Source organism: Maritimimonas rapanae (assembly GCF_057837205.1).
Genome location: NZ_JBYQFI010000001.1, coordinates 1258324 through 1274801 on the forward strand (window position 1 = coordinate 1258324; position 16478 = coordinate 1274801).

Annotated in this window: 9 protein-coding genes; all 9 read right to left on the reverse strand. The window is 33.0% G+C overall.

Annotated elements, in window-relative coordinates:
- Positions 1–6: 6 nt before the first annotated feature.
- Positions 7–1473 carry a RagB/SusD family nutrient uptake outer membrane protein gene (locus tag AC3IF2_RS05995; RefSeq protein ID WP_489166164.1) on the reverse strand — a complete coding sequence of 489 codons (1467 nt, stop codon included), beginning with the start codon at positions 1471–1473 and terminating at the stop codon, positions 7–9.
- Between the two features lie 3 nt (positions 1474–1476).
- On the reverse strand, positions 1477–4488 hold the full coding sequence (locus AC3IF2_RS06000; protein WP_489166165.1) for a SusC/RagA family TonB-linked outer membrane protein: 3012 nt from the start codon (positions 4486–4488) through the stop codon (positions 1477–1479).
- Positions 4489–4715: 227 nt separating this feature from the next.
- Complete coding sequence (locus AC3IF2_RS06005) at positions 4716–7529, reverse strand: helix-turn-helix and ligand-binding sensor domain-containing protein (RefSeq protein WP_489166166.1); 2814 nt, start codon at positions 7527–7529, stop codon at positions 4716–4718.
- On the reverse strand, positions 7530–9119 hold the full coding sequence (locus AC3IF2_RS06010) for a solute:sodium symporter family transporter (RefSeq protein ID WP_489166167.1): 1590 nt from the start codon (positions 9117–9119) through the stop codon (positions 7530–7532).
- Between the two features lie 105 nt (positions 9120–9224).
- Positions 9225–10487 (reverse strand): threonine ammonia-lyase IlvA, encoded by a 1263-nt coding sequence (ilvA, locus tag AC3IF2_RS06015; RefSeq protein ID WP_489166168.1) that lies wholly within the window; start codon positions 10485–10487, stop codon positions 9225–9227.
- Between the two features lie 4 nt (positions 10488–10491).
- Positions 10492–11991, reverse strand: coding sequence for a ketol-acid reductoisomerase (ilvC, locus tag AC3IF2_RS06020; RefSeq protein ID WP_489166169.1), 1500 nt, complete (start codon positions 11989–11991; stop codon positions 10492–10494).
- Positions 11992–12001: 10 nt separating this feature from the next.
- Entirely contained in the window at positions 12002–12520 is a 519-nt protein-coding gene (gene ilvN / locus AC3IF2_RS06025) for an acetolactate synthase small subunit (protein WP_489166170.1), read from the reverse strand.
- Between the two features lie 5 nt (positions 12521–12525).
- Positions 12526–14259, reverse strand: coding sequence for a biosynthetic-type acetolactate synthase large subunit (gene ilvB / locus AC3IF2_RS06030; protein ID WP_489166171.1), 1734 nt, complete (start codon positions 14257–14259; stop codon positions 12526–12528).
- A gap of 49 nt (positions 14260–14308) precedes the next feature.
- Positions 14309–15985 carry a dihydroxy-acid dehydratase gene (gene ilvD / locus AC3IF2_RS06035; protein WP_489166172.1) on the reverse strand — a complete coding sequence of 559 codons (1677 nt, stop codon included), beginning with the start codon at positions 15983–15985 and terminating at the stop codon, positions 14309–14311.
- Positions 15986–16478 lie beyond the last annotated feature (493 nt).

The window sequence follows — 16478 nt, forward strand, 5'->3', positions numbered from 1 at the left end:
CTTGTATTAATATCCTGGGTTTTGCTGCCAGATATTACCAGCTAATTCAATTTCTATAGATGGAATTGGAAACAATTCGTGTTTACCAGTTTGAAAACCATCAATCTCTTGAGCAGCTCTACCAGTTCTTACCAAATCAAAGAAGTGATGTCCTTCCCCTACCAATTCTACTCTACGTTCATGATAAATTGCATCAATTAAATCTGCGCCTCCTGCAGTTTCGTCTGCCAAACCTGCTCTTGTTCTTACTCTGTTTAAATAAGTTTGTGCTGTTGCATCACCCAAACTACCTCTGGCATATGCTTCTGCAGCCATTAGTAATACATCTGCAAAACGTATGGCTCTATAATTATTAGGATTAGTTAAGTTTTGATCACCAGTATTAGCATCTCCTTGACGGGAAATGTACTTTCTGTTATAATAACCAGTATGCTCAAAGCCTTCTACATAAGTAGCTCCTGTGCTATTTGCCCATGCCTCAATATCTAAAATAGCAGTTTCAAATCTTAAATCACCTGCTTCAAATTCATCTACAACTTCTTGAGTAGGTACATTAAAGCTAAATCCTGATTCAAATAATGGTCCATTATAATTTCGTATACCATTAAACCCAACTGCAACATTCCCTTCACTACATTGTAGGCAGCCAAAACCAGCTCCTTCTTTATCTGTATATTGAATTTCGAAAACAGATTCAATATTATTCTCGTTATCATTCTCAAACATTGTGCTATAATCTGTTAATAGGTCATAAGGGCCAGCAATAACCTGATCTAAAACGGTTGCAGCTTCAGAAAATTTATCTTGGAATAAATAAGCTTTACCTAATAAAGCTTGAGCGGCTCCTTTTGTTACTCTCCCTACTTGAGACTGAGTAGCTGGTAAATTATTAGCTGCGAATTGTAAATCGGCTTCTATTTGAGCAAATACCTGTGCTTTAGGAGTTCTATCATAGCTTGTTTCTTCGCCAAACACTACTCTTCTATCTATTGGCATAGGTACGTCGCCAAACCATTTTACTAATTCAAAATAGTAGTAAGCTCTTAAAAATCTAGTTTCTGCCAAGACCTCACTTTTTCTAGGAAAATCAGTTTTATCTTGAAATTCCATAATAAAATTTGTTCTATTTACTCCACCATACATCCAATTCCAAATATCTCTCAGCTGCGCATTTACAGGAGTATGAATCATATCATCAACTTCCTGTATACCTGGCACATCGGTAGCACTCTCCCCACCAGCTAACGTATTATCAGAAGCGATTTCTCCCATCATTACCGCTAGATATGTTGACTGTAGCGGATCATAAGCTCCAATAAGAGCATCTTCATAATCTTCAGCAGTATTGAAAAAATTATCTGCACTTGGGTCAAAAGGTGCAACGTCTACATAATCATCACTACATGAAAATGAAAGCATAATGATCAAAATGAATGCGCTTAAATAGACTATTATTTTATTTTCTCTTTTCATGATTTAAAATTTAATATTAACACCAAATAAATATGTTCTTGGCACAGGGTAGAATCCTATATCAAAACCAGAACCGATTGGAGCACCTGATGATGCTGATGGATCATACCCATTATATTCAGTAAATGTATATAAGTTATTAACCGAAGCGTATATTCGAACATCTTCCAGGCCTAAAGCCTCTTTTAGCTTATCACCAATTGTGTATCCTAATTGTAGATTCTGAATTCTAACATATGAAGCATCTTCAACATAAAAATCAGAAAGCGCTGCATTTGAGTTACCGCCTGCAGTCACTCTATGAAATGTACTAGTACTAGCATCTCCTGTCCATCTACTTAAAAAACCAACCCTTCTGTTAGCATTAATTTGTTGACGTTCGTAATCTCTTATCATATCATTACCAACCGAAGCAAATGTGTAGACTTTAAAATCAAAATTCTTATAATCAAATCCAATATTTAAACCCATAGTTAGGTCTGGTATCGGATCTCCTATTTCAACTCTATCATCGGGGTCAATTATACCATCATTATTTATATCTACATATCGCAAATCTCCTGGTTCGGCATTTTGCTGTGCTGCATGAGCATCAACTTCAGATTGATTTTGGAATACTCCATTAGTTCTAAAACCAAAGAATGCCCCCATTGGAGATCCAACTTGCATTCTTGCTGGTCCTGGAATTTGACCTACTCCAAAATTACCGTCTTGTAGAAAATCTAAAGTGCTACTAACAGACAATACTTCATTTCTTAAAGCGGTTAAATTATAGCTTATATTAAATTTAAAATTATCTGAAAGCTGATCATTATAGGCAATTGAAAACTCAATACCTTCATTCTCTACAGATCCAGCATTTACAATAGGTGCAGAAGATCCTGGAGCCGATACGCCTGTTATACCAGCGATTGCGGGGGCTAACAACAAATCTTCTGTTTCTCTATTAAAATAGTCTAAAGTAATATCAATCTTATTATTTGCCAGCTTTGCATCTAAACCTATATCTAATGTCTTTTGTTTTTCCCATTTGATTTCAGGATTTGATATTCCTCCAATTGCAACACCATTAATTAGATCTTCGTTAAAAACATAAGTGCCTTCTCCATCTAGGAGTGATGTAAATCTATTGTTTGCAATTCTATCGTTACCAATTATACCGTAACTACCTCTTACTTTCAAGAAATTAATAGTGTTCCCTCCATCAATTAAAACTGCCCCAATAGATCCTGAAGGAAAATATCCGAATTTATTTTTAGGACCAAACTTAGTTGAGCCATCTCGACGAACTAAACCTGTAAATAGAATTTTTCCTTTATAATCATATAAGACTCTAGAAAAGTAAGATAATAGTCTCGCGTCAAATGTTTGCTGACCTCTTCTCAAGAATGGGTTTGGTGTTGGACTAGAGTCACTTGTTATTACAACATCATCAAGTCCACTACCTAATACATTGTTAAAACCTCCTCCTTCATACCAGCCCCTTTCTCTTAAAACAGAAGTACCTAACAATACAGTAACGTTATGATCTTCACTAAAGGTGTTTTTATAAGTAATGAAATTATCCCATGTATAATCGATAAAAGAACTTCTTGTTTGGTTAAAATCACTATCTTCATTTGCGAAAACACTACCACTATCATAATCAGTACTCGGTGAAAATTGTCTATAATTAACCAAAGCATAATTAAATTGAATGCGAGACTCTATGGTGAAGTTTTCTAAAAAATTATAGCTTAATCCACCAACCAAACTAATTCTATCGGTCTTTGTCTTATTAAATGTATTTTCTATCTGAGCTATTGGATTAATTACTTCATTACCTACTCCCCTAGCTATTGTAAAGTTTCCATTTGCGTCATATACACTGAATGTTGGCGGCATATTTAGTGCATTAAATAAAACCGAACCAATAGCATTCTCTAAAATGCCACTTTTATTCGCGTCAGTGTAAATAGCAGAACCATTGAATTTAAAATTCTTTAAGAAATCTAAATTATAATTAAACCTTGTACTAAAACGGTTAAAATTTGCTTTACTACCACCTACTATACCATCTTGTGTCAAAAAATTAGCACCATAACTATAGGAAGAGTTTTCACCCCCGCCGCTAAGAGTTAGACTATAATTAGATATTGGTGCTTTTTCAAAAACCTCATTTTGCCAATCTGTTCCTACACCTAATGAAGAAATATCAGTAAACCTTGGGGTTATTCCTCCAGCTGCATAAGATTCATTATTTATAACTGCATATTCGGTAGCATTTAAAACAGGTATTTTACGAGTGGTTTCCTGAAAACCAATATAAGTTGAAAATTCAAACTTAGGAGGCGAGCTTTTTCTACCTGTCTTTGTAGTAATTAAAATCACTCCATTTGCAGCTCTAACACCATATATACCTGCAGTAGCATCTTTTAAAACATTGATACTTTTAATATCTCCTGGATTCAATACACTAAGATCTTCAATAACATTGCCATCGACTAAAATCAGTGGTCTATTATCTCCATTGGTAGAAATACCTCTAATACTAATAGTAGAAGCGCTACCGGGAGAACCAGATTGTGAGGTAATATTTACACCAGGTACCTGCCCTTGCAATGCTTGCTCTACACGAGTGGGCTTTAAATTTTCAATGGTTTCTGCACTTACTACAGTAACTGCACCAGTAATTTCCTTTTTACGTTGGGTACCATAACCAACTACCACAACCTCATCTAAGGCTTGTGCATCTTCTTCTAATTGTACATTTATAGTCTTATTATCATTAATAACTATTTCTTGACTTGCAAAACCAATAAATGAAAATACTAAGATATCTCCTACGCTAACATTAGAGATAGTAAAATTACCATCAAAATCAGTTTCGGTACCAGAAGTAGTTCCTTTAATAATAATACTAACACCTGGCAACGGATTACCAGTTGGATCTTTAACGTTTCCATTAACATCAAATGTTTGCCCAAAGAGTAATGAGCTACACATCATGAAAATTAAAAATAGGGTTGTCTTCATATATAATATATTTGAGATCATAAATTTATCTTCAAATATTACGATATCCATAAAAAATACCTTTACAAAAAATATACATCGTAAAAATTTGCATTCTTTTTTATCACATTTACACTTTAATACCTATAATTTCTAAGGGAATAGAAAACAAAAAAAATATTATTTTAAATAAGAAAATAGCTAATTGTATAGGTATTGTTGAGGTAAAAAACTTAAATGTTGTATAGCTACAGGCTAAGAATGTAATTTGTTAAGTTTTCATTACTAGATAAATTCATTTTTTTTCGTAAACGATAGCGCTTAATTTCAACACTTCTTGATGAAATATTAAACATTGGTGCTATTTCTTTTGATGATAAATTCAAACGTAAATAAGCACATAATTTAAGATCGTTAGGAGAAAGGTTTGGGTGCAATTTTTTTATTTTTTTAAAGAACTCACTATCTGCATTGTTAAATGCTTCTTTGAAAAATTCCCAATTATCTTTATGGTTTAAACTTTTATCTATTATTTCAATAACTGATTTAGTATCATCTTTGTCATTAATACTAACCAATTCTTCTTTTATTTTAGTTAGCAATTCGTTCTTTTTAACAATACTCATGGTTGAAGCTGCTAGTTCTTTACTTTTATCTTTGTAATCCTTTTCAAGTTTTTCGTTCTTAATTCTAATTATTTCTTTTTCGTTTTGAGCTCTAGTTAACTCTAATTCTCTTTTATTCTTTTCAATAAGTTTTTGTTGTTCTTTCTGATAATATCTTTTGTAAACATTATGCATAAAAAATGAGAACAATATGATTCCTAACCCATATACCAATAGCATTAGATTTGAAATATGCCAAGGCTTTGCAATACTAAAATTATAAGTAGCAATATTATTTGAAACTTTACTCCCCACTTTCGCACGAACATTAAAAGTATATTTACCCGCTGGTAAGTTTTCGAAAAAAACAGATGATTCTTTTGACCAATCACTCCATTGATCATAAATCCCAAGCAATTTGAATTGATAATTAGTCTTTAAATATTTATTATAATCTGGCGTATAATAGGATATTCTAAGGTTATTCTCGTTGCTAATAAAATTACCTTCTTCATTTTTATTTATGAGGTAGTTCGTAGCACTATGATCTTTATTTGTACCACTCTCTATTTTGTCTATATATACCGAAAAATCTTTTACCAGTAACTTATCAGAACTCATTATAATATATCCTGAATTTGTGCCAATTAAGTATTGATCTGTATTGTTTAGGTTAATTATATTTTCGTATTCTATAACATCATTTCTTTCTTCATGCGTAATTGGTGTACTTTTAATTTTAGGCACATTCGCCAATTCTCCTGGAGAAACTACGGTTAACTTTGGTTTTGTAAATAGCCAAAAGCTATCTTTATTTTCATCGATTATAATTCTACCCGACATATAATCGTCTTCAGAATAAATACTACTTAAAACACTATCTTTTATAAATCTATCTTTATTCTTATCATATTTAAAAATTCCTTTTTTATAGGCATATAGCACATTGTTTTTATACTTTATAATTCCCGAATTAGCCCCTTTAAGCAAACTATCAATAGTGACATTTGTAGCATTGAAAAAAGTGCTATCTACTTTAACTTTAAAAATTCCTTTATACTCATGATTCACAAAAATAAAGTCGCCTAAAACTTCAAAATATCTTGCAGAATTTTCAAATCCATTGATCTTGTTTCTCAATCTCCAATTATTATTATATTTTTCTAAAATATAAAGACCATCATAATTACCTTGAATCAATAAATCTGGCTTTTGTCTTAATTTAGAAATATTCCAAGTTCCTTGAATATTAGAAATTTTATCTGCCTGATCAGCTTTAATCACATATGTTCCTTTATGATGACCACAAAACAGTTGATTATCAATAATCTTTAAACTCCATACCTGTCCTTGTAAATCATTAATTAATTTGAACTCTTTATTCTCTATAAGCGGTTTATAAAATAATCCTTGATTAGTCCCTAAATATAAATTTTCATTAAATACAGCAGAGGTATATACACTACCAAGAACTCCTTTTTCATCTTTATATATCTTTAATGGAGAATTAATATTGATATTACTAATGCCATTATTCAGAGCTAACCATAGATTATTTTCCACATCTTCAAAAACAGATAAAACAGTATTATTTAATAACCCATTATTTTGATTGATTTGATATAAAATTTCACCCTCTTGGTTAAAGTAGATTAGCCCGTTTGCAATTGTACCTAAAACAAAATTTTTATTTTTTGTCTGAATAGCATCATAAACACTCGCTTCTTTTAGTACAGTGTTAACTTGGCTATTCCAGTTTTCCAATTTTCCATTCTCATAATTATAAATACCTCTATTTCGAGTAACTATAAAATATCCAGAAGCTGATGAAAATATATTAACAACTTCATTATTCTTAACTATATCATCATTAATAAATAATACATCCTTGCCATTTTCAATTTTAAAGATTCCTTTATTTATTCTTTGAAAATAAATACTCTCACCTACTTTAAACATTTTAACTATTGTCTCCTCAGAATCAATAATATTTAAAGATTTATCTTGAGTGTTATAAATATAAATTCTGTTTAAAGATTGAAAAATTATAAAATCATCTATTCCAATAATCTCCCAGAATTCCTCATCCTCAATTAACTTTACGTCTAACTCCGTGGATAAGGATTTATATTCTAACTTCCCTAATTCACTTTTTTGCCAATAACCAAACTCCATATAACAGCCAGAATAAATCTTATCTCCAATAGCTGTTACTGACCTCATAATTGTCTCATTTGGTGAAGTGTATAAAGTCCAGTTTGCGCCATTATATTCTAATACACCTTCATTATTAGCCACATAAATTAATTTATCAGATGATTGGGTTATAGACCAATTTTGATTTTGAGCATTATAATCGGCTGGAGAAAAATTTTGAATAGGTGGTAACTCTTGTGCAAAAGCTAAAGCACATAAAAAACTAAATAAAAAGGAAGTTATTTTTTTATTTAAAATCACTTATGAAAAATATAGATATATCAGTATTACAATAATACAAATTATTAAACCAACAGATTTTGTATACTTCCATGGAGTTATGTCTACTTCTTTTGTGAATTTTTGGATATAGTCAATTTTTCTAGGATGTAATTTTCCAATAATCAACATTAAAATAACATTTAGAACAAATAAAATAGCCATTATATGTAAAAAATGAGGATAATTATCCTCTCCTATTATATAGGGCTTTAATATAAACTGACTGATAATATAAAGGACTGATCCAGAAATAATGCCAATTTTAGCCGCTATAGCTGGTACTCTTTTTGTTAAATAACCTACAACTATTATAGTTAATATAGGAATGCTATAAATACCATTAGCTTCTTGTAGGTAACCAAATAATCCTTCAGAAGCATAAACTAATAAAGGAGCAATAAACATTGAGATTAAAGCTAATGTTATACCAAAAGTCTTACCAGCCTTAACAATAGTTTTCTCATTTGCATTTTTATTAAAGTATTCTTTATAAATATCAATTCCAAAAAGGGTTACTGAACTATTTAATGCACTATTAAATGAACTTAAAATTGCTCCAAAAAGAACAGCTGCAAAAAAACCAATTAACGAAGCAGGTAACACCTTATTTACTAACATAGGGTATGCTTGATCTGGATTTTCTAAATTTCCATTGAAAATGTGAAATGCAATTATGCCTGGCAACACAACAATAATTGGTCCTAATATTTTTATAAATGACGCTAGTAAAAGCCCTTTTTGCCCTTCTTTTAAATTCTTTGCGGCTAATGCTCTTTGAATAATTGCCTGATTAGTTCCCCAATAAAACAATTGTACTAGCATCATTCCTGTAAAAATTGTGGAAAATGGCACTGAGGCACTATTAGTCCCAATAGAATTAAACTTTTCTGGGTGAGACTTAAAAAGTGTAAAAGCACCCTCAATAAGATTACCATCTCCAATCATTATTAGACCAAATATTGGTATCATTAGACCACCAATTAACAAGCCAATTGCATTAATGGTGTCAGATACTGCCACGGCTTTTAATCCGCCAAAAATAGCATATATTGAACCTATTATTCCGATCCCCCAGACACATATCCATAAAGCTGTATTTTCTGAAACTCCTAACAATTCTGGTATATTAAACATAGTGCTAATTGCTATTGAACCTGAATATAAAACAGTAGGTAAAAGAATTACAGCATAACCAGTTAAAAATAAACCTGATGTGATTGCTTTAGTAGTTCTATCGTATCTTCGCTCTAAAAACTGAGGTATTGTTGTTAATCCGCCTTTTAAATATTTTGGCAATAAAAAAACAGCTGTAACAACCATGGCTACCGCTGCAAGGGTTTCCCAAGCCATGACTAATATTCCTTCTCGAAAGGATGCTCCATTTAAACCAACAATTTGTTCAGTTGATAGGTTAGTTAATAATAAAGAACCAGCAATAACTCCAGCAGTTAAGCTCCTACCTCCTAAAAAATAACCATCAGATGTATTTTCATCTGTTTTACGAGTTGATAAATAGGAAATTACAGCAACCAAAAGCGTAAAGCCAATAAAAGAAAATATAGCTAACATAAATAGATTTTGATGTCAAAATACTACAATTGATTAATACAAAAAATATAACGCTATATAATTTTATATTATGATGAGAAAAAGCTTTTGAGCTAACTAAATTAGTTAAACCAAAAACTGAAATAGGTCAGGCTTATTATTTAAATAATCGCCAAAAAAGTTATGTGCTTTCATTCGTTCTAATAAAGGCTCAATGTCAGCTTCATTTTTGAGTTCAATACCTACTACTGCAGGAGCTTGCTCTCTACTTGATTTTTTGGTATACTCAAAATGAGTAATATCGTCATTAGGGCCTAAAATTTCAGCCACAAATTCTTTTAATGCTCCTGCTCGTTGAGGGAATCGAATTATAAAATAATGCTTTAAGTTGGCATATAGCAACGCGCGTTCTTTGATCTCTGCTGTTCGTGTAATATCATTATTACTTCCGCTAACTATGCATACCACATTTTTCCCTTTAATCTTATCAGCATATTGATCTAATGCTGCTAAGGTCAAAGCTCCAGCAGGTTCTACAACAACTGCATCTCTATTGTATAGATCAAGTATAGTTTGGCAAACTTTTCCTTCAGGTACTATAACCATAGCATCTAAATTCTCTTTGCAAATAGGAAAAGTTAAATCACCTACTTGTTGCACCGCTGCCCCGTCAATAAATTTTTCTATCTTCTCCAATCGAACTACTTTATTATTTTCTATTGCCATTTTCATGGAAGGTGCTCCTGCTGGCTCTACACCAATTATCTTTGTTTGTGGTGAAAGTATTTTAAAGACACTAGATAATCCCGATGCGAGACCGCCTCCACCCACAGGAACAAAAACATAGTCAATTGATTGTTCGATCTGGTCTAAAATCTCTAATCCTACTGTCGCCTGGCCTTCTATAATTTTTTCATCATTGAAAGGATGCACAAATACTTTCGATGATCTTTCACAAGCTTCTATAGCAGCTTTATAGGCATCATCAAATGTATCTCCTATTAACTCTATAGTAACATAGTTTCCACCAAACATTTTAACTTGTTCTACTTTTTGTTTTGGCGTTGGTACAGGCATAAATATAGTACCATAAATCTGTAATTTTTTACATGAGTAGGCAACACCCTGTGCATGATTTCCGGCACTAGCACAAACAATACCGCACAACCTTTCTTCTTCTGTTAAAGAACTGATCTTATTATAAGCGCCACGAATCTTATACGATCGTACTTGTTGCAAATCTTCACGCTTTAAATAAACATTTGCATCAAAAAGATTTGAATAGGTTAAACTTTTCATTAATGGCGTTACTGCTGCCACATTTTTTAATGTAACTGCTGCATTCCTAACTTCACCTAATTCAGGTAAATATGTTTGCGTAATATTCATTACATTAAGCCAATACGGCTTCCTCTTTTTCTTGTGTTTTTACTACTTTCATTGCTGTCATAGCTGCTCTTAATACCTTACCTGTTTTTTCAATTGGATGATTGCGTATTGCATCATTAACAGCTATCAATTCTAAATTATCAACTCCATGTGTATCAGCAAAAGATTCACCAATAACTTTAGCAGATACTGAATCCATAAAATCTTCTAACAAAGGTTTGGCAGCATGGTCGAATAAATAACAACCATATTCTGCTGTGTCAGAAATAATGCGATTCATTTCAAATAACTTCTTTCTAGCTACTGTATTTGCTATTAATGGAAGTTCATGTAAAGACTCATAATAAGCAGATTCTTCTATAATGCCTGACGAAACCATTGTATCAAATGCTAATTCAACACCAGCTCTAACAAATGCAATCATTAAAACACCATTATCGAAATATTCTTGTTCAGAAATCGGATTTGAGGTAGCACTTGTTTTCTCAAACATCGTTTCACCGGTTTCAGCTCTCCATTTTAATAAATTGGCATCATCATTTGCCCAATCTTGCATCATAGTTTTTGAAAAATGACCAGACATAATATCATCCATATGTTTTTCAAACAAAGGTTTCAAGATCACTTTTAAATCTTCTGATAAATTATAAGCCTTAATTTTAGAAGGATTTGACAAACGATCCATCATATTGGTAATACCTCCATGTTTAAGCGCTTCTGTAATAGTTTCCCAGCCATATTGGATTAACTTAACTGCATAATTCGCATCGATACCCTCTTCTATCATCTTATTAAACGATAAAATAGAAGCTGTCTGTAACACACCACATAAAATAGTCTGCTCTCCCATTAAATCACTCTTCACTTCGGCCACAAAGGAAGATTCTAATACACCTGCTCTATGACCACCTGTTGCTACTGCATATGCTTTAGCCTGTGCCCATCCCTTTTCTTCAGGGTCATTATCAGGATGAACAGCAATTAATGTCGGAACTCCAAATCCACGTAAATATTCCTCTCGTACTTCAGAACCAGGACATTTTGGGGCTACCATAATAACAGTAATATCTTCTCTAATTTGCATCCCTTCTTCAACAATATTGAAACCATGTGAATACGATAACGTAGATCCATGCTTCATAAGCGGCATTACAGTTTCAACAACATTGGTATGTTGCTTATCTGGCGTTAGATTTAACACCAAATCTGCTTCTGGTATTAATTCATTATAAGTGCCTACCGTAAAATTATTTGAGGTCGCATTTTTATAAGATGCCCGTTGCTCGCTAATTGCCTTTTCACGCAAAGCATAAGAGATATCGAGGCCTGAATCTCTCATATTCAACCCTTGGTTTAAGCCTTGAGCTCCGCAACCAATAATGACTATTTTTTTACCAAGTAGCGCGTTTACGCCATCTTCAAATTCTGAAGATTCCATAAACCTACATTTTGATAATTGATTTAATTTTTGTCCTAATGAAAGTGTATTAAAATAATTTGTCATATTTTCTAACTTATAATTCTTGTAATAATTCTGAAATTGCCATTTTTTCACGTGTAACGGCGATTCGTCCTGAACGAACGAATTGCATTAAACCATAAGGTTTTAGTCTATCATATAATTTGTCTACATGTTCTTTTGAACCTGATGTTTCTATCACAAAGAAATCTTCGGTAATTGTAACAATATTTGCTTGCCTAAACTTTAATTTTCTTTGAATAAGCTCGTCGTACAAATGTTCTGTAGATATCTTGAATAATGCCGATTCTTGAAATACCGTTTCAGCATCAGTATGATAGTAGGCACGAATAACTTCTATCTGCTTTTCGAGCTGCGTAACTATCTTTTTTACTTGTGTTTCTGTCATCTTGGCAACAATAACAAAGCGGTTCACATCTTCAATCTCTGAGCGTGACGTTGTCAAACTTTCAACATTGATATGTCTTTTTAGAAAAATAGATGAAACTCTATTTAATAATCCAACATTGTTTTCTGTATAAATTGAAACTGTAAATATTTTTTCTTCCTCCATCGTTATTAACTTAATCTTATATCTGAAACAGATGCCCCACTTGGAATCATCGGAAATACATTATCCTCTTTTTCAACACAAACCTCCAAGAAATACGCGTCTTTTGAAGCTATCATTTCTTGAACTGCATTTGCTAATTCTTCTCTTTTGGTCACTCGTTTAGCATCTATATGATATCCTTTGGCTATTGTTACAAAATCTGGGTTTGTCATCTCGGTCGAAGCATAACGCTTGTCGAAGAATAATTGCTGCCATTGACGAACCATACCCAAAAACTCATTGTTCAATACAACAATTTTTACTGGTGTTTTAGTTTGAAAAATAGTTCCCAACTCTTGAATGGTCATTTGATACCCACCATCTCCAATGATGGCTATTACCTCTCTCTCTAGAGCTCCCATTTTAGCACCAATAGCTGCTGGAAGTGCAAATCCCATGGTACCTAACCCACCTGAAGTGATATTACTTTTACTTTTATTAAATTTAGCATAGCGACAAGCTATCATCTGATGTTGACCAACATCAGAGACAATAATAGCATCTCCATTGGAAGCTTTATTTATTTCTTTTATTACCTCACCCATCGTCAATCCATCTTTTTCAGGATATAAATCATCTTCTATAACCGCTTCATATTCTATTTCGTCGTGTTTTTTAAACTCATCTAACCAATTAGGGTGAGAATTAGAATTTACCAGTGGCATAATTGCTGCCAATGTTTCTTTTACATCACCTAAGACAGCCACATCAGTCTTTACATTTTTATCTACCTCCGCAGGATCAATCTCAAAATGAATAATCTTTGCTTGTTTTGCGTATGTATTCAGATCGCCCGTAACACGGTCGTCAAAACGCATTCCGATAGCGATTAACACATCACACTCATTGGTCAATTTATTTGGCCCATAATTACCGTGCATGCCTACCATACCAACATTTAAAGGATGTTCTGTAGGTAAGGCTGATAATCCTAAAATAGTCCATGCTGAAGGAATACCTGTTTTTTCAATAAAGGTCTTAAATTCAGATTCAGCTTCCCCTAAAATAACACCTTGTCCAAAAACAATTAGTGGTTTTTTAGCTGAATTAATAATATCAGCAGCAACTTCAATTTGTTTAGTGTCTACCTTAGGTTTCGGCTTATAGCTGCGCACTTCTTTACACTTCTTATATTCAAAATCTAAGGTTTCAAATTGTGCGTTTTTGGTAATATCTACTAATACAGGTCCTGGCCTACCAGAACGTGCTATATAAAATGCTTTTGCCAAAATTTCAGGAATTTCTGAAGCTTTAGTAACTTGATAGTTCCATTTGGTGACAGGCATTGAAATACCGATAATATCTGTTTCCTGAAAGGCATCTGATCCTAACAAATGTCTAGGTACCTGCCCAGTAATACACACCATAGGTGTTGAATCTATCTGGGCATCAGCTATACCTGTAACTAGATTTGTTGCTCCTGGGCCCGAGGTTGCCATAGCTACTCCGACTTTTCCAGTAGCTCTTGCAAAACCTTGAGCAGCATGCGTAGCCCCTTGTTCATGTCGTGTCAATACATGATGCAGTTTATCTTGGTACTTATATAGTTCGTCATAGATAGGCATAATAGCACCACCTGGGTATCCATAGATCAAATCGACACCTTCTTCTAAAAGGCTTCTAATAACAGCCTCAGCGCCTGAGATCTTATTTTCTTCTTTGGTTACAGATTTTTCTAATGTTACCGTATGTATTTTCATCTACTCTTTTACTTTACGGATTCCTACTAAACTAGAAATTATAGTTGTTTTAAAATTCATCAGTTACACATCCTTGTGATGCAGTTGATACTGTTTTTGCATACTTATATAAAACTCCTCTTTTAACCTTCAAGTCAGGAGCCTTCCATTGTACTTTTCTTTTAGCTAATTCTTCTTCTGAAACCTCTAAAGTCAATGTGTTTTCTTTGGCATCAATTGTAATAATATCACCATCTTGAACTAAAGCAATGGCTCCGCCTTCTTGAGCTTCAGGAGTGATATGCCCAACTACAAAACCATGGGTTCCGCCAGAAAATCTTCCATCTGTAATTAGAGCTACCTCATTACCCAAACCAGCTCCCATAATGGCAGATGTTGGTTTTAACATTTCGGGCATACCTGGGCCTCCTTTAGGACCTTCATATCTAATAACAACAACATCTCCTTTTTCAACCTTTTCGTTTCTAATACCATCATTGGTTGCGAACTCTCCATCAAATACTTTCGCTTTTCCTCGAAACAATAATCCCTCTTTACCTGTGATCTTTGCAACTGCCCCTTCTTTAGCTAAATTGCCATAAAGCATTCTTAAATGACCAGTTTTTTTAATCGGTTTTTCTAAAGGTTTTATTACTTGCTGACCTTCTGTAAGGTCAGAGACCTCAGCCAAATTTTCAGCTAATGTTTTTCCGGTAACTGTTAAACAATCTCCATGCAATAATCCCTTTTTTAATAAATACTTCAGTACAGCAGGAACACCGCCTACACGATGCACATCCTCCATCAAATACTTCCCACTAGGCTTTAAATCCGCCAAAAATGGTGTTTCATCTGAAATACGCTGAAAGTCTTTTAAAGTGAAAACAACATTAGCGGCCTTTGCAATTGCCAAAAAGTGTAATACAGCATTTGTAGAGCCTCCCATTATAGTTACTAATCGAATAGCATTTTCAAATGATTTTTTTGTAACTATATCTGATGGTTTGATATCATGCTCTAAAAGATATTCTAAAGCTTTTCCAGCTTGAATACACTCACCCTCTTTATCTTTTCCTAATGCCGGATTCGAAGAATTATATGGTAAACTCATCCCTAATGCTTCAATGGCTGAAGCCATAGTATTAGCCGTATACATACCGCCGCATGCTCCAGCTCCGGGGCAAGCATTTTGAATAACACTCTTATATTCTTTTTCATCAATTTTTCCAGCTACTTTTTCACCCCAGGCTTCAAAAGCAGATACTACGTCTAACTTTTTTCCATTGTGACATCCAGAAGCTATAGTGCCCCCATAAACTAGTACTGAAGGTCTATTTAAGCGCAACATCGCCATTAAAGCTCCTGGCATATTCTTATCACATCCAACCACAGTTACCAATCCATCATAGCTCATGGCCTGTACAACTGTTTCCATAGAATCAGCTATGATATCGCGAGAAGGTAGTGAAAAACGCATGCCCGGTGTTCCCATAGAAATACCATCACTAACACCAATGGTGTTAAAGATAAGACCTACTAAATTAGTTTCTTCAATTCCTTTTTTTACCAACTTAGCAAGATCATTTAAATGCATATTACATGGATTACCTTCGTAGCCCGTACTGGCAATACCTATTAATGGCTTTTTAAAGTCATCATCAGTTAAACCAATGGCATGTAGCATCGCCTGCGCAGCTGGCTGCGTAGGGTCTTGAGTAACTGTTTTACTATACTTATTTAAAGGCATCTTAATTTGCTTTATTCTTACGTTAACTCAACTTTTCTTCTTTAAAATATTTCACATTTCAATTTATATTTCGAAATTATTACTTTACTGATTTCGAATCTTTTAAAAAAATATGTCTCAATGAAACCTAATATAATTGTATAATATTTAATATATTAATTATCAATTATTTATGAATAATTATTTATGATATTCATTCAATAAAAAAAAAGCCTATATCTAATTTTGATATAGGCTTTTCTATTATAATAGTATTATCCTATATCAAATCGGTGGTGAAATGATAATGACAAGAATGCATATAATAATGACCCGTTTGTACATATATTAAAATATAAAAGCCTTCCCAAATTTGGGAAGGCTTTAAAAATTATCTTTTAATTTTAAATTACATTCCCTTATCCTTGTGATATAATCACAATGACAATTATTGAAATGGTATTTAAAATTTGTTTTTTCATTTTGCTACACAAATATTTAAAATTTATTTTTA

Bases quoted from the DNA above. Each gene is read 5' to 3' on its own strand.
- AC3IF2_RS06000 (WP_489166165.1), bottom strand. From the start codon at position 4,488: ATGAAGACAACCCTATTTTTAATTTTCATGATGTGTAGCTCATTACTC.
- ilvB (WP_489166171.1), bottom strand. From the start codon at position 14,259: ATGAAAATACATACGGTAACATTAGAAAAATCTGTAACCAAAGAAGAA.
- ilvC (WP_489166169.1), bottom strand. From the start codon at position 11,991: ATGACAAATTATTTTAATACACTTTCATTAGGACAAAAATTAAATCAA.
- AC3IF2_RS06010 (WP_489166167.1), bottom strand. From the start codon at position 9,119: ATGTTAGCTATATTTTCTTTTATTGGCTTTACGCTTTTGGTTGCTGTA.
- AC3IF2_RS05995 (WP_489166164.1), bottom strand. From the start codon at position 1,473: ATGAAAAGAGAAAATAAAATAATAGTCTATTTAAGCGCATTCATTTTG.
- ilvN (WP_489166170.1), bottom strand. From the start codon at position 12,520: ATGGAGGAAGAAAAAATATTTACAGTTTCAATTTATACAGAAAACAAT.
- ilvD (WP_489166172.1), bottom strand. From the start codon at position 15,985: ATGCCTTTAAATAAGTATAGTAAAACAGTTACTCAAGACCCTACGCAG.
- ilvA (WP_489166168.1), bottom strand. From the start codon at position 10,487: ATGAATATTACGCAAACATATTTACCTGAATTAGGTGAAGTTAGGAAT.